Raw genomic sequence first — 22,151 nt, 5'->3', positions numbered from 1 at the left:
TGCACCTTTGACAAAAACGACAAAATCCTGGATCCTGAACACTCCATCGCCTGTTGATCCTGTACTGGTGATCTCCACGTCCAGTTCTTCACCTTTCTTCACGGGCACTTTAAGGAATTTATTTGCAATTACGTATATCTCTGCACTCTGAGATCGGGATGCTACAGGAGAAAATGACTTTGTTTGAACAAAATCAGTTCTTGCTTCTTCAAGGAAACCTTTGAACATGTCCCCCTGAAAGACCTTGACCACAAAATGACCACCTGGCTTAAGGATCCTTATCGCACATCCCAGTGCAGATCTTGCAAGATCTATGGAACGGGCGTGGTCATAGCTCCAGTTTCCTGACAGGTTAGGAGCTGCATCACAAATTACTACATCCACTCCTTCCTCACCGACCAGTTCAAATATCTTCTTTATAGTATTCTCGGAAGTAATATCTCCTTTTATGGTCTCCACGCCTTCTATTGGTGAGATGCGCTGCAGATCGACCCCTATGACCCTTCCGCCTGAAAGCTTTTTCGCGACCTCGGACCAGCCACCGGGTGCTGCCCCCAGGTCAACTACAGTATCGCCTTCTTTGATCACACTGAACTTCTCATTTATCTGCAATAGCTTGAATGCGGCCCTTGACCTATAGCCTTCTTCTTTTGCACGCCAGTAATAGGTATCCCTTCTATCCCTTGCCATTAGACCCTGCCTGTTGTTAGTTCGATCGTTTTAAAAGTTCTATTTTTTTACTTATTTCCATCAGGTTATCGGCTACAGTCTCAAATCTTCCAGGTAGCCATGAATCATAGTCATAATATAGATTAAGCAGATCACTATATTTCGATTCCAGTTTTTTTATCTCTTCACTGTCAATTTCAACAGCCTCGATTTTGGTCTTAAGACCGTGTACTTTTTTCTGAAAGGTTTTCAACAATTTCTTTGAAATAGTATCCATATCCACTTTTCTCACAGGTAACTTCAGAATATCAATTACCTGGCTAAGCTCAGGAGGTATTTCCGGAAATGCGTTGGGTCCTGTTATGAGATATGCATTATCATCAGTTCCTGCCCCAGAAACATCCTCTGCAGAAACTGATTCAAGACGATGTTCTTTTACAGCTTCGATACAAAGTTCGTTCAGCGACCTTGTTTCCTGAGTAGGACCCCTCAGATAGGATATCTCTTTTTCCACGGCACATATTTCCTCAAAGGTAACAGCGCCCAGGACATATACTATACCTGTAAGCTCAGCAGCGGATATCATAAGACCATGCCTTGAAGGGAAGATATACCATAACTAAGAAAGAGGGTAATAAAGTTACCTATAACTTGTACTTCCCATATCAGAAAAAGACTGCAAGGGTGCAGTCTTAGAACTTATTCAAGATATATAGCCGGTCTCATGGGAACAGCGAACCTTGACTTGTGCTCAGGGTCGTAACCAGGTTCATCAGAGCTGTAAACTTCTACTGTGCAGCTAAATTCTTTCTCAAAGAATTGCTGGTTCTCTCTGAGTATTGCAAGCTCGTCCAGTTCGTAACCATCGAACATCTCCAAACGTTCCACTTTCATGCTGCTGATATCAGGAACTATCTTCTGTACGAACTTAGGTATTTCTTTTCCGTACGTTCTGTTGGCAGGTTCTGCCATCAAAGCCTTGATCAGGACACCAGGGTTAAGCGTCCCTTCGCTTTGCATCTTAAGAGCCATGCGGAAAGCTTTTGTTTTCCATGCTGCAGACGTATACAACACTATCTTCTGAGGGGTCATCTTTGTGACCTTCAGTATCTCTTCAATGTCTTCCAGTGTGTTGTCCACAAGTTCCTCTGCAAGTTCCGCATTGTTGTTTAGCAGTTCCGGATCAAATATTGGATAATGGGCAAGGGATACAATGTCATTCCCCTCATGTCCCAATGCCTGCCAGATCTCTTCACATACGTGTGGCATGAATGGTGCCATTAGACGCACCCAGGTGTCCAGCATATCATAGAGTAGGTTACTGCCTCCTCTTTTTTGATACCATTTGATATCATTAAGTAGCAGGAAGAATGCATTTTGCAGGGCACTGCGGGTTCTCAGGGATCTCATATCATTGTTAGTTTCCCTTATACGGTGTTGCAGACGGCTAAGCATCCACCTGTCAATGAGCTTCAGTTCTCCACACATGCCACATACTGCACCTGATCCAATGATCTCCCTGGCAAAGGAGTAGAACCTATCCACCTGTTTCTTTGCAGCTTCGACCCCGCTGTTTCGCCAGTCTGCGTCCTGTGTCTGTTCGGCACTGGAAAGTATGTACATACGGCTGATATCAGCACCATATTCATCTACTGCGTTCCTCAGAGTAAGCAACGGACCTTTGGATTTGCTCATCTTTTGGCCCTCAAGGGAAACAAAACCATTGACAGCAAGAGCCCGAGGCCACTTATTCTCTTCAAATATAGCTACATGATGGAAAAGGAAGAAAAGCAGGTGATTTGGTACAAGGTCTTTACCTGAAGACCTGAGATCCACAGGATACCAGTAGTCCATATCCCTTTTCATCTGTGCTATGAGTTGCTCATCTAGGCCTGTAGCTGCTGCTGCCTGCTGCACACTGCCCTTTCCCAGGAGCACATAATCGAAAAGCTGAGGGGTGAGGTGCTCCGGTCCGATACCGCGGGAAAAGAACTTGTTGGTGATGTAGTATGTCATATAGATCGTGGAATCACCAAGCGATTCAATGAGCCATTGATCATCAAAAGGCAGATGAGTGCCAAGCCCTTTTTTCCTTGCACAGGCCTTGTCCTTAAGCCAATCGACCTTGTTGTTGAACTCCACCCTGTATTCTTCAGGAATGACCTCCATCTTCTCAATACATCTGTAGACCTTTTCTTTCCATTCCGGGTTCGAATAGTTGAGGAACCACTGTCCTTCGACCATGTTTACCACACAGGGCGTTCCACAGCGGCATACCACGGGCTCGCTGAACTCGTAGAATATTTCGCCTATGCCCTGACCTATAAGGTCCTGGGTGAGCACGTCCTTGATCTTTGAAACTGCTATGCCGGCATATTTCCCGGTGTTCTCTTTGAGCACGCCGCCATGGAACTCTCTTCTGTAGACGATCTTTGTCGCTTCTTCGGCTTTGGGATCGTTCTGGTCCTTCACACCAAGCTGCTGTACGGCTTCTACTGCAGGGTATTCCCCGAATTCCTTAGCTGCTATCAGGGAAATTAACTTTATATTGCGCAGGTCTTCCCTGAGCCCGTACTGTGAGAGATCCTTATCGTAAAGGTCTTTCAGGGCAAGATAGTCATAGGGTGCGTGGGCAGGCACGCTCATCACGATCCCACTACCATTCTCTCCCCTTACGAAGGAGGCTGGCAATGTAATGACATCATTGCCTGTGAGAGGGTTCTTCACCTTTATACCTATGAGGGCTGCAGATGGCACATCCTCTATGAATTCCACTTTCCTGTCAGTGAAAGTGAGCTTCCTGTAAGCCTCCTTACTTACCACCCAGAACTCTGTTCTTCCATCCTTTTCCACTTTGATCTTCACATGCTCTATATCCGGATTGATCCAGAGGTTCGTAACACCAAAAATAGTTTCAGGACGCAGGGTAGCGCAAGGCAGTACAATACCATCATGCTGGAATTTGACAAAAGTATAATCAACGATCGTTGCTTCTTCCCCATGCAGGATATCGTGGTCCTCAACAGGATTGTTATCATGAGGACACCACTTCACAGGATGCGATCCCCTTACAATAAGACCTTTTTCGTGCAGCAGGTTGAACTGCCATTCGATGAACTTCTTATAGGTTGGGTCCGTGGTGGTGAACTTGCGTCTCCAGTCAATTGAATAACCAATAGAGCGCATGGCCTTTTCAGCTTCTTTGCTGAAATACTCCACGATCTTCTCAGGGGTGACCAGCGTTTCCAGAATATCTGCAGGTATGCCATGCAATTGCGAATATACCTTCATGGTCTGAGGGTCGCGGTTGGCTATCAGCTCAGCAAGACCTACGATAGGTGTTCCTGTGACATGGAAACCCATGGGGAAAAGCACATTATATCCTTGCATCCGTTTATATCGTGCTATAACATCTCCTATGGTAAAGGTCCGGGTGTGTCCTGCGTGTAAATTACCGTTGAGATATGGGTAGGGTATTGTAATAAAGAACTTTTTTCTCTCATCTGGCTCAGGCTGGAAGACCTTTGTATCATCCCATGTCTTCTGCCATTTTCTTTCTATCTCGCACGGTATGTAATCCTGTTCCATGGTTACGCCTTTCCGGTATACCTGTTATTTACATTCATTCAGTGATCCCGCCTGGGACCATTGATGCCTTATTTATATGTTGATTAACACCTAAATAACTTACATCCACATAAAGTCTACTCTTTTGAATGGTCCGTTCAGGAGGCAGATACCTTTGTGATCCTTTCTGATCAATCAAAATGGGTTCATAAAAATACAGTTCAGTAAAATACTTCTTTTTTTACTGTATTTACATCATACCGTTATGCTTATTCTTAAAGAATTGAATTTAGTTCCATGCACGTTGAGTTCGTAAGTGGCCGCATGTTCATAGAAGACCTAAAGTCATTTCTCAGGACAATAGGGGACATATCAAAGGCAACTGGTTGCATAGTTCAGTCCATGAACGCAGATAAAGTAGCTGGTGAAGATCATTTGCAGTTTGCAGTAGCAAAAGCTCTCAGGGCATTCGAGCAGGAAAGAAATGCTGCAAAGGATGTTGGTATTGAGATCATGCGCTATGCTTCAGGAAAACGTCAGATCGAGGAAGCGTTCTCCATGGGTGTCCACCAGGGCCAGAACAATGTTGTTTTTATTGTAATGGGTGAGGCATGTTCTGTTCCACCATGTTTGGACATGCTCGGACAGATGGTTGTGCCTGCAGATGTCATTACGTATCTGCCGTCCAAGAGAGACGAAATGATCATGCAGTTCGGCATCACTGCAGATGAGATCGAAGTTGTGGGTGAGCAAATGATCCCGGAGCTTGTCATCGAGCGAGTGGCACTTGTGGATGTATTGAAGTGATATCACGAAATAATAATATATGACCGGCCAGTAAACTTGCCATTATTAATTAAGCCAATAACATAACATACGATTATAGATATGTAGATATTATTACGGGAGAGTTTGAATCCATGTCACATAAGAAAACAGCAGAAGCAATGATCAAGTGCGCAGGTCCTATAGAATCCGCCTTGTTGCCAAGACTTCTACATGTCACGGAAGCAGCAGCAATAGCAGCATCTTATCAGATGGGCAGGGGAGACAAGCATTATGCTGACCAGGTTTCAGTGGAAGCCATGCGCCGGACCCTCAATTACCTTGACATGAAAGGGATCATAAAGATCGGTGAAGGGGAAAGGGATGAAGCCCCGATGCTGTACATAGGCGAACATGTTGGGACCTGGGAAGGCGATCTTGAAGTGGACATTGCTGTGGATCCTCTTGAAGGTACCAATCTGGCAGCAAACGGTACTCCGGGTGCCATCTCCGTGATGGCAATGGCCGAAAGAGGTGGCCTTTTCCACGGACCTGACATCTACATGGACAAGATAGTGGTGGGTCCGGAAGTGGTTAAGTATGAACGGAAGCATCCGGAAGATAGCATTAACCTGGATGCTCCTGTCAGAGATAACCTGGAAATAGTGGCCAAAGCACTTAACCGTAATATCGATGAGCTGGTGGTCGTGATCCTTGACAGGCCAAGGCATGAGGCAAAAATAAAAGAGATCCGGGAAACAGGTGCCAGGGTGAACCTGATCACAGATGGCGATCTGATGCCAGGGGTTGCCACAGCCATCCGTGGTTCAGGGGTCCATGTGGTAATGGGTGCCGGAGGTTCCGGGGAGGCAGTACTTACTGCTGCTGCTATGAAGATCCTGGGTGGTAAGATCCTTGCGAGGCTTGTGTTACCTACAGTGGCCAATGGCAAATCCGAGGAAGCTATAGCTAAAGAGAAAGCTGAGAAAATGCCAAGGCTCGAGAAGATGGGCATCACGGAAAAGAACATGGGTGATGTGCTTGACACTAACCAGCTTGTTCCCGGAAACGATGTGATCTTCTCAGCAACAGGTGTCACCCCTGGTACTATCCTGAAAGGTGTGAACCTTTTTGGTGAAGGTGATGCAAGGGTACACAGCCTGACCATGGGCAGTTCCGGTGTGGTGAAATTTACAGATACCATATACATACATGACAAAGAGGCCACTCCTCTGCGTTTCGTTTAATAATGAAAGTGCACGTATCGACATTTGGCTGTTCGGCAAACCAGGCTTCTGCAGAGGCCATGATGGCGATCATCAGGAACCTGGGACATGAACTGGTATCTGAGAAGCATGCTGATGTAGTAGTGCTCAACACCTGCACTGTCAAGTATTCCACTGAACAGAAGATCCTGCATAAGATCAGGGAGCTGGGGGAAAAAGGCATCGAAGTGGTGGTAGCCGGATGTATGCCCGAAGTACAGCTTGAGGACATCATCCGTAACAATCCTGATGCTCATATTTTGGGAGTGAACTCAATATCAAGGATAGGGGAGGTGCTAAATTCCATAGCTTCACCTGACATCTGTTCCCAAAGTGCTTCCCGGCAAGCTCTGCATGTGTTCTCTCATGAACCTGAAGGTTTTATCAATGTGCCTCGGTTGCGTTTCAACTCTAATATCCACATCTGTCAGCTTTCCCAGGGATGCAATAACGCCTGTTCCTATTGCATTGTCAGGTTCGTCAGAGGTCCGCTCAGGTCTTTCCATCCGGATTCCATTGTAAAGGATATCGAACAGGGCATTGCTGAAGGCTGCAGGGAAATATGGCTCACTTCACAGGATAACGGACAATACCGTACGGATCTAGATTTCAGGCTTCCTCAGCTGCTTGAGAGGATATGCGATATACCAGGCGATTTCAAGGTCCGTGTTGGGATGATGAATCCTTTTTCTGTGCTTCCCATACTGGAAGAGCTGTTGGATGCTTTTGAGAACGACAAGATCTACAAGCTCGTTCACTTGCCTGTACAATCCGCATCTGACGATGTGCTGAAAAGGATGAACAGGTTCCATTCCATTGAAGAGGCTGATCATATTATCAAATGTTTCAGAAACCGTTTTGATGATCTTACCCTGTTCACTGATATCATCGTAGGTTTTCCAGGGGAGAAAGATGCTGATTTTCTTAAAACGGTTGAATGGGTGAAGGATTACATGCCGGAAAAAGTGAACATTTCCAGGTACACTCCCCGCCCACATACAAAGGCGCTTGAATATAGGAACATTGACTCCCGCATCGTTGCACAGCGCTCCAATGAGCTGCACGATGTATGTGAGAAGGTTAAGGTCAGTGTCAGGAACAGCATGATAGGCTGGCAAGGCAGGGTCTTTATTTCCAAAGAGGCCAAGGTAAAAGGTCTTATGGCCCGCACAGCCTCCTATAAGCCTGTGGTCATTCCGGAATCGTCTGCTGTTCCGGGGAGCTTTTGTGATGTTGAGATCTTCGATGCGACTCCGGGTTATTTTCTGGGAAGGGTAATTAGCTGAAATTATCCTCACATATAGAAACTATTTCCAAATCAAAACCGACAAATACAAATACATATATAGGACCCATCTAAATGATATTCGCAATTGTGAAGGCATAATGTATCCAGGCGTAGTAAATTTTCAAATCGATTGGATGGGATGACAATAGGTTCCGTTGAAAAATATCAATCTCTTTTCATATTGGGATCTGTGGGCTTTGGATTGATCCTGGGACAAATCACGATCATCCAGAATTATGCGGCTCTTTTTATTGTCCCTTTCCTAATGGTGATGCTATATGGGATCTTTTTACAGGTTCCTCTTAATCAACTGAGGAACTCTTTTAAGAACTGGAAGTTCGCTGCTGTAAGCGGGATCATGAATTTCATATTCAATCCACTGCTTGCCTTTGTCCTCGGATATTTATTTTTGAGGGATACGCCCGCCTTATGGATAGGTTTCATCATGCTGATGGTAACTCCCTGCACCGACTGGTACCTGCTCTTTACAGGCATTGCACGTGGTAATGTTCCGCTTTCTGCATCCATCCTTCCCATGAACCTTATCCTTCAGTTGCTATTGTTGCCAGTGTATTTGCTGATCTTCGCAGGCACCATTGCAACCATTGATCCTGCCCTGCTGCTCGAAAGTGTGTTTCTTGTACTCTTTATTCCCTTCTTCATATCTCTTGTTACAAAGATGACCATTCCAGGAATAAAGGGTGAATACTGGCTTGAAAAAAGGATCTTTCCAAAGCTTGACCACTTGCAGTTCTCCTTTTTGAATCTCGCCATTATCGCCATGTTCGCTTCGCAGGGAGAGCAGCTAGTTCAAAACCCTCTGGTCCTGCTCAAGCTCATAACCCCGGTATTGTTATTCTTTGTTATCGTGTTCATTACAGGACAAATGGTTGGACGGCTTCTTCGTTTTTCCTACCAGGATACTGCAAGCCTTAACCTGACAACTCTTGCACGCAATTCTCCTATAGTGCTGGCAATTGCACTCATGGCCTTTCCTGGAGAGCCACTGATAGCATTGGCATTGGTGATCGGTCCTCTGATAGAGCTGCCTGTTCTGGGTATCATATCCAATACTTTGCTCTTGATCAGGAAAAGATGGATAAACAATGACGATAGTTGCGTAAAGATCGAAGTTGCACATGAATTATAGTCAGTTATATGATAATGAAGAATGCTGATGAAGAGACCTGATGTCTTAACATTCCGGTCTTTATCCAGCATGAGTTATTGATCGGACCTGTACTTCATCCTTTCCACGATCGTCTTATCATATAAATTTACAATGTCACTGCGTGTGATGATACCGAGTATTTTTCTGTTATCCTCCCTTGATACAACGGGAAGCCTGCCTATGTCTTTTGTGGCAAGGCGCTGTAGTACAGTGTTCAAAGATTCATCCGGGTATGCAACAACCAGACTGGAAGTGGCTATCTCTCCAATGGTCTTGTCAAGTTCTCCCTGTTTTACCTTGTCCCTGATGTCTTTCAGGGTCACGATACCCCACAGCCTGCCTTCTGGGTCCAGCACCGGGAACCCAGCATGGTGACTGGATTGCATCAGAGCGATGAGAGCTTCTACCTTCTTGTTCATTGAAATGGTCTGTACTTCTCTTTTCATGGCATCCGCAACTTTCAATGATTCCATTATGTCCACTTCCTTGCCTTTCCTTATGGTAAATCCTCGCCTGCGCAGTGATTCTGTAAAAATGGATTCCGGATGAAGGGCACTTGAAACAAGATTGCTTAACACGCATGCAAGCATAATGGGAAGGACCAGACCATAATTCCTTGTAAGTTCGAACAGCACAAGTATTGCAGTAAGCGGTGCCCGGCTGATCCCGGTGAAAACAGCTCCCATGCCAGCCAGTGCATAAGCTCCGGGCTCGGACGTGACCCCCGGAAAAAGACCGTTGACAATGAACCCGTAAGCTCCTCCAAGCATAGAGCCAATGAACAGGGCAGGTACAAAGGACCCTCCTGAGCCGCCAGAGCCCAGGCTCAGGGAAAAAGCAATTATTTTCAGGGTCAACAGGACCAATAATATGTTGAACGCGATCTCATTTTCCAGTACCTGGCTTATGGTATCATATCCAACGCCGAATATTTGTGGGTAGAAATATCCTATCATTCCCACAAACAAGCCACCGACAGCAGGTTTTGTTATGGGATGTATGTTGAGCGCATTGAAAAGGTCCCTGCATGTGTAAAGTGAACGCATGAATAACACTGATATCAGTCCGGCCAGTAATCCAAGAAAGAGGTAGAGGACAGATTCATGTACGGGGCTTATAAGCTGATAATCTGAGATCTGTATAGGCCGCACCCCAAATATAACATTGGAGACAAGAGTTGCAAAGACCGCAGATATGACAATGGGGACCAGCGTTGCAGTTTCAAGCTCTCCCAGGATCACTTCCACCGAGAACACAACTCCGGCAAGAGGTGCATTGAATGCTGCGGCAATACCTCCTGAGGCACCACATCCCAACAATATTTTCAGCCGGTTCCCTCTCATTTTAAGCATCTGTGCAAAAGTGGAGCCAATACCTGCACCAGCCAGTACCACAGGGGCCTCTTTTCCTGCAGAGGCTCCCGAGCCAAGGGATATCACCGAGGATAGTACTTCCAGGAACACGGTTCTGGGTTGCATTTTTCCCCCGTACAGAGTAGCTGATTCTATTACATTATCTATACTGTATCGTTTCTTTTTCATGAACCTGTGGGAGATTATACCCACCAGCAGTCCTCCTATGGCAGGTATGAATATTACATAGTAGTGCTGGATGCCGTGTGCAGGCTCGAAGAACAATTTGGAGCTTAATTTAAGTGCATGGTCGTACAGTACGATCACTATGCCTGTCAATACTCCTACTATAACTGCCAGTGAGTTCGAAAAAACAGATTCACTGTTCAACCATTGCATAATTTTCTGTATTTGATGCTGCAATAGTTCATTCAGATACAAAAGTTCCATTCTTTTATTTCTCACTAAGGTCCGATGCTATTATAATTAGGAACAAAAGGTGTATTATATATTAAATAAACTGTATTTTATATAATCTACTCTTTCCTTTTTGACTTCCCTTAACCTTATCTATTATTATTCCATATAAAATAATATACATGGTCAGGAGAAGATATGCTCGATAAATTGTTCGATCCGGATGTTATTGCAGTTATAGGGGCATCCCGCACGGAAGGTAAGGTCGGCCATGCTGTACTGAAGAATCTCCTGCAGGGAGCCGGTCATAAGGTAATTCCTATCAATCCGAACGTCACTGAGATCTTAGGGTTAAAATGTTATGCTGATGTTCTTGATGTGCCAGAAAAGATCGATCTTGCAGTTATAGTGGTACCTGCGGCTGCAGTTCCTTCTGCAATGGAGAAATGTGGACAGGCACATATAAGTTATGTCGTTGTGATATCTGCAGGTTTTAAGGAGGCCAGTCTGGAAGGCGCAAGGCTGGAGAGGGAGATCACAGCCATTGCTGGAAAATATGGCATAAGGATGGTGGGTCCGAATTGTCTGGGAATTATCGATACTTCTTCTTCGCTCAATGCGTCATTTGCTGCGTCCATGGCCTTTCCGGGGAATATAGCTATGATGTCCCAGTCAGGAGCCATCTGTACCGTTACTCTGGACTGGGCAGACAGGACAGGGGTAGGCTTCTCCAAGTTCATAAGTCTCGGGAACAAAGCTGACCTTGCTGAGAATGATTTTCTTGAGCTGTTCAGAAAAGACGATTCCACAGCCGTGATAGCTGCTTATCTGGAAGGTGTGAAGGATGGTCCGCGTTTCATGGATGTTGCAAGGAACGTGACCAGGGAAAAACCTGTAATAATAGTAAAATCGGGTCGTACGGCTGTGGGTTCTAGGGCCGTGTCCTCACATACCGGTACCCTTGCAGGTTCTGATGCCGCATACACTGCGGCCTTCAGACAGAGTGGTGTTATAAGGGCCGATTCCCTGGAAGAGATGCTGGACTACAGCAGAGCTTTTTCCACGTATCCTTTGCCACGGGGCAAAAAAGTTGCAATACTCACCAATGCAGGAGGACTTGGTATACTTACTGCTGATGCGTGCCATAGCATTGGTCTTTCAATAACCTCTTTCGAGGAAGAGACCATTACTAAATTAAGGCAGAAACTCCCCGAAGCAGCTGGCCTTTACAATCCGGTGGATGTCCTGGGAGATGCCGGCCCACAGTTGTATGAACACGCTTTAGAAGTTCTCTTGGCCGATCCTAATGTAGACGGTATAATCGTACTTGTTTCTCCTCAGGCTATGACCGATGTGCCTGCTATAGCCAAGTCTCTGATCAAAATTATCAAGACTTCGGACAAGCCCATCCTGTGCAACCTCGCAGGTGGAACGCGCATTGCTGCAGGCGAGGAACTTCTGAACAAGCATAGCATACCGAATTATCCTTCTTCCGAAAGGGCAGTTGCCAGCCTGAAAGCATTGTGTGATTACAGTTCCATAAAGGTGAAGGAACACACTGCTCCGGTCACTATACCAGTTAACAGGGAAGCTGCACAAAAGATCATAGATGATGCTATTGCCAGCGGAAGGAGAACCCTGGGGCTTGAATCCATGGGTTTGCTCAAAGCCTACGGGATACCGGTGGTACGGTCAAGGATGGCTGGCAACTTGCCGGAAGCCATTGCAGTATGTGAAGAAATAGGTTATCCTGTAGTTATGAAGATCATCTCTCCCGACATCTCGCATAAGACGGATGTAGGTGGTATCAAGCTTAACCTGAGGAATGCAGAGGATGTGGAACGTGCCTATCTGACCATGATGTCGGATGTTAAACATTACATGCCCAATGCTCATATCACGGGTGTGCAGGTGCAGCAGATGGTCACAGGTGGTAAAGAGGTGATCATAGGCATGGACCGTGACCCTCAGTTCGGTCCGCTTCTTATGTTCGGGTTGGGGGGTGTTTATGTGGAATTCCTCAAGGATGTATCTTTTGCTGTAGCCCCTATCAACGATAAGGAAGCTCAGCACATGATAGCTTCTATTAAGACATATCCACTGATAGCTGGTGTAAGGGGTGAGACACCTTCAGATATCAAGGCTATGATCGATACTTTGCTCAAGGTGTCACAGCTTGTGATGGACTTCCCATTCCTGACGGAATTTGAGATAAATCCTCTTATGGTCATGCCTGAAGGCAAAGGCTGCCTTGCCATGGATGTCAGGATGACTTTGAGAAAGGAATAAGAATATGTTGTTAGATGACATTTATAAAAAGTGATCGAATAGTTGCTGTTAAAGTGTATTAGGAGGGATATCATGGCTTCAATGCTGGTAAGTTCATCGGAACAGTACTCAGGAAAAAGTTCTCTGTGCCTGGGTCTTGGAGTGCTCCTTAAAGAGAGGGGTTACAAAGTAGGATACATGAAGCCCATTGGCAATTTGCTCATAGATGTCAATGGATCACTTGCAGATGAGGATGCTCAGGGCATAAGGAAGTTATTGGGATTACAGGACGATATGAGTTCCATTACTCCCATTTTGCTTACGGAGAACCTCACGGATGATGCTCTCATGGGAGTGGAGAAAGGTCTGGATTCGAGATTGAAGGAAGCTTATGAAAAAGTCTCAAAGGGCAGGGATGTTGTGCTACTTGAAGGAGCAGGCGGCATCGGCGGAGGAGCTATGTACAATCTCTCCGACCCGGAAGTAGCCACTAAGCTTGATACTAAGATATTGCTCATCACACGATATGATTCTGCCCAGGCTGTTGACCGGATCCTGTGTGACCTGCGTATAATCCAGAACACAGAGATCCTTGCAGGTATGATACTTAATGAGGTCTCACCGGATAAACTGGAACAAGTTTCCCATCTGGTAGTACCTTTCCTTGAGAAGAAAGGTATCAAGGTGTTCGGTGTCATTCCTGAAGACCATATGCTGCGTTCCGTATCAGTAGCTGAGATCGTAGAGGACCTTAATGCGGAGGTACTGGTGGGTGCAAGCCACATGGAAGACCTGGTGGAGCACTATCTGGTGGGAGCCATGGAAGTTGGTTCAGCTATCAAATACTTCAGACGTATGCCAAACGCAGCTGTGATCACAGGTGGTGATCGTTCGGATATACAGATGGCTGCCATTGAGGCCAAAGTCAAATGTCTGGTGCTTACAGGTAATCTGCGCCCAAGCGGAGCAGTGCTGGGAAGTGCCGAAGAGGCCAACATTCCTGTGATCCTTGTAAGAGGTGATACCATGAGCACCATCGAAAAGATGGAGAATCTCATAGGTCACGCACGCATAAAACAGGAAGTGAAAATAAAAAGGATAGTGGAGCTCATCAAGGAGTATGTGGATGTTGATGGTTTGATCACGGAAATGGGACTTGGCAAATAAGTCCCTTCCCCATTATACATTATCCATTTCTTTTGTCCTTTGCCTGAGCATTTCCACAATATCAGGATTCTGTAGTGTTGTCACATCACCTGTTTCTCCTTCATTGACAATGGCCTTGAGAACCCGGCGCATTATCTTCCCGCTTCTTGTCTTAGGCAGTTCATCTGTGAATATCACTTGCTTTGGTCTTGCAATGGGGCCGATGTTCTGAGCAACATGGCTAACAAGTTCCTTTCTGAGCTCTTCGGTGGCTTCCACACCGGAACGTAGTATGACATAACAATAGATCACTTCTCCTTTGAGCTCGTCCCGCTTTCCCACAACTGCCGACTCTGCGACCGCAGGATGTGATACCAGTATGCTTTCCACTTCTGCAGTACCTATGCGGTGCGCCGCCACTTTGATGATATCGTCCACACGTCCTATTATCCAGAAGTAACCATCTTCATCCTGTTTAGCTCCATCTCCTGCAAAATATGTCTTCCCGTCCCATTTGTTCCAGTATGCTTCTTTGAACCTTGCCTCGTCGTTGAATATGGTACGTGCCATACTGGGCCAGGGTTTTTTTATCGCCAGCAGGCCATCCGTTCCTCTAGGTACTTCATTGCCTGCCTCATCAAGAACAATTGCCTCGATCCCAGGGAAAGGTCTTGTAGCGCTGCCGGGTTTGAGTGTGGTAATGCCTGGCAGGGGTGTGATGAGGACCATGCCTGTTTCTGTCTGCCACCAGGTATCAACAATGGGGCATCTTCCATGTCCGATATGCTCATGGTACCAGAGCCAGGCTCCGGGATTGATGGCCTCACCCACACTTCCCAGCAGGCGCAGCGTGGAAAGATCGTGCTTTTCCGGCCATTCAGTACCCCATTTCATGAAAGTCCTGATGGCGGTAGGCGCGGTGTAAAGTATGGTCACTTTATGCTTTTCTATAAGGTCCCACCATCTGTCCTTATCTGGAAAATCAGGTGCTCCTTCATACATTATCACAGTAGCACCGTTGGAGAGAGGTCCGTATACGAGATATGAATGGCCTGTGATCCAGCCGCAATCAGCTGTACACCAGTAGATATCATCTTCCTTCAGGTCGAATATCCATTTAGTGGTGATATATGTGCCCACCATATAGCCACCGGTAGTGTGCACAATGCCCTTGGGCCTGCCGGTGGTACCGCTGGTGTACATCAGAAAGAGCATGTCCTCTGCATCCATAGGCTCAGCCTCGCACACCGAGCTTTCACCTTCCATTAGCTCGTGCCACCACAAGTCCCTTTCAGGGTACAGTTCCATCTCATTGCCTGCCTGCTTTACCACGATCACCTTTTCGATGCACTGGCACATCTGTGCACCTCTATCGGTCTTCTTTTTCTGTTCCACCACACTGCCCCTGCGGTAATATCCGTCACAGGTGATGATGAACCTGCTATGGGAATCTCCTATTCTGGTAAAGAGGGCTTCACCGGAGAAAGCTGCAAAGACCACATTGTGGGGTGCGCCTATCCTTGCACAGGCCAGCATGGAGATCACAACTTCCGGTATCATGGGCAGGTAAATGGTTACAATATCACCCTTTCTTACACCCAGTTTTTTCAGGGCATTGGCACAGCGGCAGGTTTCTTCCAGAAGTTGCCTGTATGTATATGTCCTGACATCTCCCATCTCCCCTTCCCAGATGATGGCTGTCTTGTCAGCTCTTTTTTCCATGTGCACGTCCAGGCAGTTGTAGCAGGCGTTAAGTTTCCCTCCTGCGAACCATTGTGCATGGGGTGGCTGCCAGTCAAGTACTTTATCCCATTTCCTGAACCAGTGAATATCATGTGCAAGTTCATCCCAGAATCCTTCCAGGTCCCGGGCTGCTTTCTGATAGATATCATGGTCGTTGATATTTGCATTCCCTGAAAAATCCGGTGAAGGTGTAAACCCTCCACTCTTATGTTCTTCCTTGTTCGTGTTCACTCCCATTTTCCACACCACAAAGTAGTTGTTCTTATTTTTTTCATTGGAGTGTATGGCTGAAATAGTTTGCTGTGACAGTAAAAGAGGTCAAAGGAATGGATGATCAGAGAAAAGGGTAAATTCTCTGCAGAAAACGTGCACATTATGTTTAACCACTGAGCTCACAGAGAACACAGAGGATGAGAATAGTTATCCACCTCTGTGGCCCCCTCTTTGCTCTGCAGTTGCATCTGCCTGCAGTTGAGATTGTAGCATGATGATTATACAAAGCCGTAATAAGCAAAATTATGTTACTTCATCCTTTCCAGCACATCACACATTTTGTTGATGGTGTCGATGGCTGTCTGCATGCCTTCTGCGTCATCAAGGGCGGGTTTTTGAAGAATACCGCCGAAATGCCCTCCATCACCTACTACGATCATTCCATGTATATGCATCCAGTCATGAATGGTCTGTATGGTCTTCTCCTGCCCTCCGTTGCGTGATCCTCCCACTGCTAAGGCTGCACCTACTTTGTTCTTTAACTGGAACCCCTGCCTTCTGTGCAGTACGCTGCGGTCGAACAAGGCTTTGACCTGGGCCGTAACTGAGCCGAAATATACCGGAGATGAAACGATTATGGCATCCGCATCTTTCAGCTTCTGATACGCCTGCTGCATATCATCATCTATAGGGCACATTTCCTCATCCCTGCATATCCCACATGCAGTACATGGAGCTATCTTTGCAGATGACATAAGCACACTATCAACCTCAAAACCTCGGCTTTTTGCTATTCCAAGGACTTTCTCTATCAACTTGTCGTTGTTGCCACCTTTGACGGGGCTTGCGGAGATGCCTAATATTTTCATATATATCGTATGTGAAATGCTATCGAACTTATTATCTTTTGCTTTTGATGACAGTGTTCATGGCACATCAGAAGGATAAATATAAGAATAAATCCAATTATAATTCTGTTCCGATGTTTCATATATCAGATATATATACATCGAGATCCTGTGCTTTAATGTTGTTATATTAACTACTGATAGCGGTGATTGAATTTTGTCAGCTAAGGATATCCTCACTATAGATGACTTTGACGTGAAAGGTAAAACAGTGCTGGTAAGAGTGGACATTAACACTCCCATGGACCCGGAAGGAAATATCCTGGACGATATGCGCATCAAGAGCCATATCCCCACGTTGATTGACCTGCACGAGGCCAAGGTGGTGCTGCTGGCTCACCAGAGCAGGCCTGGCAAAAAAGACTTCACTACTATGAAGGCACATGCTGCCCGGATGTCCCAGTATCTGGGCCGTGAAGTGAAATATGTGGACGATATTTTCGGCACATGGGCAAGGAACAGCATCTCTGCCATGAAAAATGGCGATGTCATCCTGCTGGAGAATGTAAGGTTCTATTCTGAGGAGTCCATGGAAAGGACTGCAGCAGAACATGCAAGGTCCCATCTGGTAAAAAAGCTCCTTCCTCATATTGACATTTTTCTGAACGATGCTTTTGCTGTATCACACAGAGCTCATCTTTCTATATTAGGATTCACTGAAGTTCTTCCTACAGGTGCGGGAAGGGTCATGGAGAAAGAGGTCCTTTCTCTGGACAGGGGAATAAAAGGTGGCGCACGCCCGTGTATCTTTGTGCTGGGCGGTGCAAAGGTGGATGATTCCCTGAAAGTCGCAGAGAACGTGCTCACCAATGGTGGTGCTGACAAGGTCCTTGTTACCGGTGTGGTTGCAAATGTGATGCTTGCAGCCTCGGGTGTGGATATTGGCAAGGCAAACATGGATTTCATAGCATCCCAGGGATATACCGAGCAGATCGAAAAGGCCAGGAAAGTGCTTGACAAATTCAATGGGAAGGTTTCTCTGCCGGTGGATGTGGCTCTGAGCGAGAACGGTAAACGCGTAGAGGTACAGGTCGAAGAACTGCCCAATGGCAACTTGCCTATTTATGACATTGGTCTTGAGACCATAGTAGCTTTCTCCAATGAGATCAAGAATGCAAAAACTGTCGTTCTCAATGGCCCTGCCGGGCTCTCCGAAATGGCTGAATTTGCACTGGGCACGCATGAGATCATAAAAGCCGCTGTCCATTCGGAATATTCCATAGCTGGCGGCGGCCATATCTCGGCTGAGATCCGCAACCTGGGTTTTGAGGAGCAGTTCTCACACTTAAGCACAGGTGGTGGTGCATGTATAGACTATCTTGCAGGAGAGAAGTTGCCAGGTGTCGTGGCCCTGAAAGAAACTGCTATCAAGCGTAAACTTCACAAATGAGGTCTCTATGGTCAGAAAAGGGAGTGGAAGTCATGTTAACAGCAACTGAGGGAAAGATCGCTGTGCAGCTTGCACGTAATACCATCAAGACATATTTTCTTACAGGAACGATGATGGATGGCTCTGAAACAGAGCTTCCTAAGGTCTTTGACGAAAAAAGAGGTGTGTTCGTTACGCTTACGGAGAATGGTATGCTCAGAGGGTGCATTGGGCATCCGTATCCTGAATCCACACTTAAGTACGCTATCACCGACTCAGCCATCTCTGCCGCTTTCCGGGACCCTCGTTTTCCACCGCTGCATATTGATGAGCTCGATAAGGTGGAGGTAGAGGTGACAGTTCTCACGCCTCCTGAACGAATTAAAGCTACCCCTAAGGACCTGCCTTCAAAGATCGAGGTCGGAAGACATGGGCTTATTGTGAAGAAAGGTTATCGTCAGGGACTTCTCCTGCCTCAGGTGGCTCCTGAGAACGATATGGATGAGATCGAGTTTCTCGGTCATACCTGCCTGAAGGCAGGACTGGAGCCCGATGCCTGGCTCACAGGAGCTGAAGTTTATTCTTTTGAAGGGCAGATCTTCTCAGAAACTGAGCCCAACGGCGAAGTCATAGAAAAGAATTTTAAAAAGAAGGAGTGACCCTTACCCCGCCTTACTGTCCCGTGGGTGCTGTGATCGTAAAGGACATAGAACAAAAGATAGTATCTATGCCAGATGTCAATGAAGTGGATGTGGAACTTGTCTGGGATCCGGCATGGAACCCTTACATGATCTCCGGAGAAGCTCTGAAAAGACCCAATATTAGGTAAGCCTGTTCATACATATCTCTCAAGTGAAGAGAGCAACCCCTCTATATCTTTTTCAAGTTCATCCAGCGAGACCTCTATCATAAGGTTGACATTTCCTTCCGGACCGAAAGTCCTGAAATCTGTGCGCAGGCCCAGAAGTTTCTTACCTTTTGCGTAAGCATAACCTATCTCCCAGGATGTTCCGGAATCCGCATCACTTCCCCCGTCAAGTACTGCCACCACGATGTCACAATCATCGATGCCTTTCACATCATTCTCAAAGATGTTCTTCTGCCTCAGTTCAAGCCTGGTTTCTGTATCATCGCAGCCATCTTCCTGCGGCAGGAACACTGAGAAACCCTTTTCCACAAGCCTGTCACGCAGATATACATTGAAATCCCTTTCAGCATGTGAAAAGAGAGGTCCTGCAAGATAAATTTTCTTTTTGAGTGCCATATGATCATCCTTACTGGAGCAGAATTTCTATTTTAAGTGTTCTTTATAGATAAACATGACCCGGAAGGTCCAATGGATATAATGCTCCGGTTTAATAAGTTAGAACAATAACAAGTCTATGATCCTATTAAAATTATATTATTAATTACTGTATTTATTGCATATGTTTAAATATTACCTGATTATATTGCTCTTTTTTAATAGTTGAATGATAGCGCAACTAAAAAGGCTCCCCTGCCTTTTAAGCTGTGCATTGGTGGTATTGGTGCGAGCAGGATCAATGGATTAGTTTATCGTGTACTATATCCATTGTTCTAGTACAGACAGGAGAAATGTCTGCGTGATAAGTAGTAACTCCTTCAGTATGCCCTCTCAGTATGCTGAATTTGCTCTTAAGTTTACAACTACGCAAATTTGCAATATCATTTTCTGTATTTTTTAATTAAGTTTAAATAGTAAGATTGCGTATAACTCTTTGAGAATATAATTCAGAATCCGCTCTAAAGTATAGAGTGGTGGTATAAATGCAAATCAGATCAAACAAATCAATTTGTTTTGGACTTGTATTGTTTACGATCATGACAATGGGGGTCTGTTCTGCCGATCCCCTGGATGTAGAGCTGTTCAGCCATTTTGGAGGAATTGTTAACGATATTGCAGTATCCGGGAACTATGCGTATGTTGCACAGGGATCCGATCTTGCCGTCTATGATGTTACCAATGTTTCTGATCCATTAGAAGTTGGCAGGGCCATTACACCTTCTGAAGTACGTGATATTGCTATAAAGGACAATCATGCCTACTTAGCAGATTCCGAAAATGGTCTGGTGATCGTCGATATTACCAATTCTTCATCGCCGGAACTTGTGGGCAGCTGCGATACTGCCGGTTATGCAAATTCTGTTGCTGTATCAGGAAATTATGCATTTGTAGCCGATGAGAACAATGGGCTTGTGATCATAGATATCACTAATAGCTCCGCACCAGCGATCACAGGGACTTACATCGATGATCCTGCATCTGTTGTTGCCGTATCAGGAAATTATGCATATGTTTCTGATGCCTGGAATGGTATTTCAATTGTAGATGTCAGCGATCCGGCAGCACCGACCTTTGCAGGTCATTTTGACACTAATGGTTCTTTAGTGCATGATATTGCGGTATCAGGCAATTATGCATACTTAGCCAATGCTTTTGATGGACTTCTTATTTTAGATATTAGCAATCCCGGGGAACCAGCACTTATTGAAAAATACGATGAGGTCTATGCATATAGCGTTACTTTGTCCGATGATCATACGTACATATCCGAAGGTATGTATATCGTTATTCTGGATGTCACGGATCCATCTTCACCAATAGTTTTAGGCGCCTGTGAAACAGATGGATATGCTGGGAGTATCTCTATAGCAGGCGACCATGCCTACATAGCAGGTGGCGAAAGTGGTTTTTCCATTGTGGATATCAGCTATCCTGCAGCACCGCAAATTGTTGGCAGCTATGGATTTCCATGTATAGTACACAACATTGCAGTAACAGATGAATATGCATACATAGCCGATGGTATAAATGGGCTTGAAATCTTTGACCCATCAAGGAAGCTTGTTGGCAGGTATAATGATCACGGTTATGTGAGCAATGTTATTGTTTCAGGCGGTCATGCCTATCTGACCTGGTCCATAGATGCTGGCACTCACCATAGTTTTCTTGAGATCATTGATGTCAGTGACCCTCGCACTCCAACACTTGCCGGGTGTTACGGCGGTATTTCACCACTTGTTTTTGCTGTAGAAGGTAATTATGCATATGTACAAGGGCTTGAAGATTATCTTGAAGTTGTGGATGTAGGTGATCCTGCAGAGCCAAAACTTGTAGCCAGCTATGATTACGATTATGTAGCTGCCCATGGTTTCCCTGTATATCCCTTTGATACTGTATCAAGTATTGACCAAACCACAACCACCTCTTACTCTCCATCTTACGACAACAGACTGCGTGAATCAACTCCAAGTACTGTGCTTTCCACTACCACTTATGTAGACCTTGGGAAAAGCACATCTCGCAGCAGGGGTGTCATGCTGTTCGATCTCAGTGATCACGAAATAACTGATACAATAGATAAGGCAACGCTTTCTCTCTGGTGGTACTATCCCGCAGGCAAGACACGTACTTCTGACACAGCAGTGGAAATATACAGGCCTGCAGAATGGGATCCTGTCCATGTGACCTGGAGGTCCAGCGCATCCGGTACATCCTGGGCTGCAGCGGGGGGGAACTGGTTCGATAAGAACGGTATTGCTCAGGGCAGTACGCCATATGCATCAGTAACTTTCCCGGCTGGCAACGTCCCTGATGATCAATACTATGAGTTCGATGTCACACAGCTTGTGCAGGAATACGTAAGTGGTCAGTATGATAACACTGGCTTCTTCCTCAAGGCAAAAGAAGAGAATGGTAATTATATTGCATTTTACAGTTCGGACTGGTCAAATGCTGAGCAGAGGCCAAAGCTGACCATCACTTCGACTACAGGTAATGTAGATAATACACCTGTGGATCACCCGCCAGTAGCAAATGCAGGGGATGATATTACCGCGACCACAGGTTCTGAAGTAAGTTTTGATGGCAGTGCCTCCACAGATGACAAGGGTATAGCAGCTTATTCCTGGGACTTTGGTGCATCAGACAGTATCAGTTCTGGATCAAGCGAAGTAAAGCCTGAGAAAACATACGCTACCGAAGGAAC

17 protein-coding genes are annotated in these 22,151 nt (G+C 45.8%); 10 read left to right on the top strand and 7 right to left on the bottom strand.

Annotated features, from left to right (window positions below; translation table 11 throughout):
* From A4E24_RS10395 to leuS, 3 genes are all read right to left on the bottom strand, one after another.
* Positions 1 to 690, bottom strand: a 690-nt coding sequence (locus tag A4E24_RS10395; protein ID WP_292353297.1) for an SAM-dependent methyltransferase, incomplete at its 3' end; no start/stop codon positions are given.
* Positions 691 to 706: 16 nt separating this feature from the next.
* Positions 707 to 1,255, bottom strand: a complete 549-nt coding sequence (locus tag A4E24_RS10390) for a hypothetical protein (protein WP_292353296.1) — start codon at positions 1,253 to 1,255, stop codon at positions 707 to 709.
* Between the two features lie 113 nt (positions 1,256 to 1,368).
* Complete coding sequence (leuS, locus tag A4E24_RS10385) at positions 1,369 to 4,257, bottom strand: leucine--tRNA ligase (protein WP_292353295.1); 2,889 nt, start codon at positions 4,255 to 4,257, stop codon at positions 1,369 to 1,371.
* A gap of 276 nt (positions 4,258 to 4,533) precedes the next feature.
* Between leuS and cgi121 the strand changes: the two genes are divergently transcribed.
* The 4 genes from cgi121 (at position 4,534) to A4E24_RS10365 (ending at position 8,704) form a co-directional block, all read left to right on the top strand.
* Positions 4,534 to 5,043 (top strand): KEOPS complex subunit Cgi121, encoded by a 510-nt coding sequence (gene cgi121, locus A4E24_RS10380; protein WP_292353293.1) that lies wholly within the window; start codon positions 4,534 to 4,536, stop codon positions 5,041 to 5,043.
* A gap of 113 nt (positions 5,044 to 5,156) precedes the next feature.
* Positions 5,157 to 6,248, top strand: coding sequence for a class II fructose-bisphosphatase (gene glpX / locus A4E24_RS10375; protein ID WP_292353292.1), 1,092 nt, complete (start codon positions 5,157 to 5,159; stop codon positions 6,246 to 6,248).
* Between the two features lie 2 nt (positions 6,249 to 6,250).
* Positions 6,251 to 7,552, top strand: coding sequence for a tRNA (N(6)-L-threonylcarbamoyladenosine(37)-C(2))-methylthiotransferase (locus A4E24_RS10370; RefSeq protein WP_292353290.1), 1,302 nt, complete (start codon positions 6,251 to 6,253; stop codon positions 7,550 to 7,552).
* 141 nt (positions 7,553 to 7,693) lie between these two features.
* The gene (locus A4E24_RS10365; protein WP_292353288.1) at positions 7,694 to 8,704 is read left to right on the top strand and encodes an arsenic resistance protein; all 1,011 of its coding nucleotides are present in this window, start codon (positions 7,694 to 7,696) and stop codon (positions 8,702 to 8,704) included.
* Between the two features lie 74 nt (positions 8,705 to 8,778).
* Here A4E24_RS10365 and A4E24_RS10360 read toward each other — a convergent pair whose 3' ends face one another.
* Positions 8,779 to 10,476 carry a chloride channel protein gene (locus A4E24_RS10360; RefSeq protein WP_292353286.1) on the bottom strand — a complete coding sequence of 566 codons (1,698 nt, stop codon included), beginning with the start codon at positions 10,474 to 10,476 and terminating at the stop codon, positions 8,779 to 8,781.
* Between the two features lie 216 nt (positions 10,477 to 10,692).
* On the opposite strand from A4E24_RS10360, the gene acs (A4E24_RS10355) reads away from it, so the two are divergent.
* Together acs (A4E24_RS10355) and A4E24_RS10350 are read left to right on the top strand one after the other, a co-directional pair.
* Positions 10,693 to 12,783, top strand: a complete 2,091-nt coding sequence (gene acs, locus A4E24_RS10355) for an acetate--CoA ligase alpha subunit (protein WP_292353285.1) — start codon at positions 10,693 to 10,695, stop codon at positions 12,781 to 12,783.
* A gap of 72 nt (positions 12,784 to 12,855) precedes the next feature.
* Entirely contained in the window at positions 12,856 to 13,929 is a 1,074-nt protein-coding gene (locus A4E24_RS10350; RefSeq protein WP_292353283.1) for a phosphotransacetylase family protein, read from the top strand.
* Positions 13,930 to 13,941: 12 nt separating this feature from the next.
* Here A4E24_RS10350 and acs (A4E24_RS10345) read toward each other — a convergent pair whose 3' ends face one another.
* Positions 13,942 to 15,888, bottom strand: a complete 1,947-nt coding sequence (gene acs / locus A4E24_RS10345; protein ID WP_292353282.1) for an acetate--CoA ligase — start codon at positions 15,886 to 15,888, stop codon at positions 13,942 to 13,944.
* Between the two features lie 284 nt (positions 15,889 to 16,172).
* On the bottom strand, positions 16,173 to 16,733 hold the full coding sequence (locus A4E24_RS10340; RefSeq protein ID WP_292353281.1) for a flavodoxin family protein: 561 nt from the start codon (positions 16,731 to 16,733) through the stop codon (positions 16,173 to 16,175).
* Positions 16,734 to 16,926: 193 nt separating this feature from the next.
* On the opposite strand from A4E24_RS10340, the gene A4E24_RS10335 reads away from it, so the two are divergent.
* The 3 genes from A4E24_RS10335 to A4E24_RS10325 are packed head-to-tail and all read left to right on the top strand — an operon-like array spanning position 16,927 to position 18,970.
* Positions 16,927 to 18,162, top strand: a complete 1,236-nt coding sequence (locus A4E24_RS10335) for a phosphoglycerate kinase (RefSeq protein ID WP_292353298.1) — start codon at positions 16,927 to 16,929, stop codon at positions 18,160 to 18,162.
* Between the two features lie 32 nt (positions 18,163 to 18,194).
* A complete protein-coding gene (locus A4E24_RS10330) occupies positions 18,195 to 18,800 on the top strand; it encodes a TIGR00296 family protein (RefSeq protein ID WP_292353280.1) in 606 nt (201 codons plus the stop codon).
* Positions 18,797 to 18,970, top strand: coding sequence for a metal-sulfur cluster assembly factor (locus A4E24_RS10325; protein ID WP_292353279.1), 174 nt, complete (start codon positions 18,797 to 18,799; stop codon positions 18,968 to 18,970). The genes A4E24_RS10330 and A4E24_RS10325 overlap by 4 nt, the downstream gene beginning before the upstream one ends.
* 6 nt (positions 18,971 to 18,976) lie before the next feature.
* Here A4E24_RS10325 and A4E24_RS10320 read toward each other — a convergent pair whose 3' ends face one another.
* Positions 18,977 to 19,405 carry a nucleoside 2-deoxyribosyltransferase gene (locus A4E24_RS10320; RefSeq protein WP_292353278.1) on the bottom strand — a complete coding sequence of 143 codons (429 nt, stop codon included), beginning with the start codon at positions 19,403 to 19,405 and terminating at the stop codon, positions 18,977 to 18,979.
* 524 nt (positions 19,406 to 19,929) lie between these two features.
* Between A4E24_RS10320 and A4E24_RS10315 the strand changes: the two genes are divergently transcribed.
* Positions 19,930 to 22,151 (top strand): disaggregatase related repeat-containing protein (locus tag A4E24_RS10315; protein ID WP_292353277.1); only part of this gene is annotated, 2,222 nt, incomplete at its 3' end.

Source organism: Methanomethylovorans sp. PtaU1.Bin093, assembly GCF_002067275.1.
GTDB lineage: Archaea > Halobacteriota > Methanosarcinia > Methanosarcinales > Methanosarcinaceae > Methanomethylovorans.
This window is presented reverse-complemented; position numbering and strand designations above follow the sequence as displayed.

Coding starts and splice junctions, on each gene's coding strand:
- A4E24_RS10390 (WP_292353296.1), bottom strand. CDS start 1,255: ATGATATCCGCTGCTGAGCTTACAGGTATAGTATATGTCCTGGGCGCT.
- leuS (WP_292353295.1), bottom strand. CDS start 4,257: ATGGAACAGGATTACATACCGTGCGAGATAGAAAGAAAATGGCAGAAG.
- cgi121 (WP_292353293.1), top strand. CDS start 4,534: ATGCACGTTGAGTTCGTAAGTGGCCGCATGTTCATAGAAGACCTAAAG.
- glpX (WP_292353292.1), top strand. CDS start 5,157: ATGTCACATAAGAAAACAGCAGAAGCAATGATCAAGTGCGCAGGTCCT.
- A4E24_RS10370 (WP_292353290.1), top strand. CDS start 6,251: ATGAAAGTGCACGTATCGACATTTGGCTGTTCGGCAAACCAGGCTTCT.
- A4E24_RS10365 (WP_292353288.1), top strand. CDS start 7,694: ATGACAATAGGTTCCGTTGAAAAATATCAATCTCTTTTCATATTGGGA.
- A4E24_RS10360 (WP_292353286.1), bottom strand. CDS start 10,476: ATGCAATGGTTGAACAGTGAATCTGTTTTTTCGAACTCACTGGCAGTT.
- acs (WP_292353285.1), top strand. CDS start 10,693: ATGCTCGATAAATTGTTCGATCCGGATGTTATTGCAGTTATAGGGGCA.
- A4E24_RS10350 (WP_292353283.1), top strand. CDS start 12,856: ATGGCTTCAATGCTGGTAAGTTCATCGGAACAGTACTCAGGAAAAAGT.
- acs (WP_292353282.1), bottom strand. CDS start 15,888: ATGGGAGTGAACACGAACAAGGAAGAACATAAGAGTGGAGGGTTTACA.
- A4E24_RS10340 (WP_292353281.1), bottom strand. CDS start 16,733: ATGAAAATATTAGGCATCTCCGCAAGCCCCGTCAAAGGTGGCAACAAC.
- A4E24_RS10330 (WP_292353280.1), top strand. CDS start 18,195: ATGTTAACAGCAACTGAGGGAAAGATCGCTGTGCAGCTTGCACGTAAT.
- A4E24_RS10320 (WP_292353278.1), bottom strand. CDS start 19,405: ATGGCACTCAAAAAGAAAATTTATCTTGCAGGACCTCTCTTTTCACAT.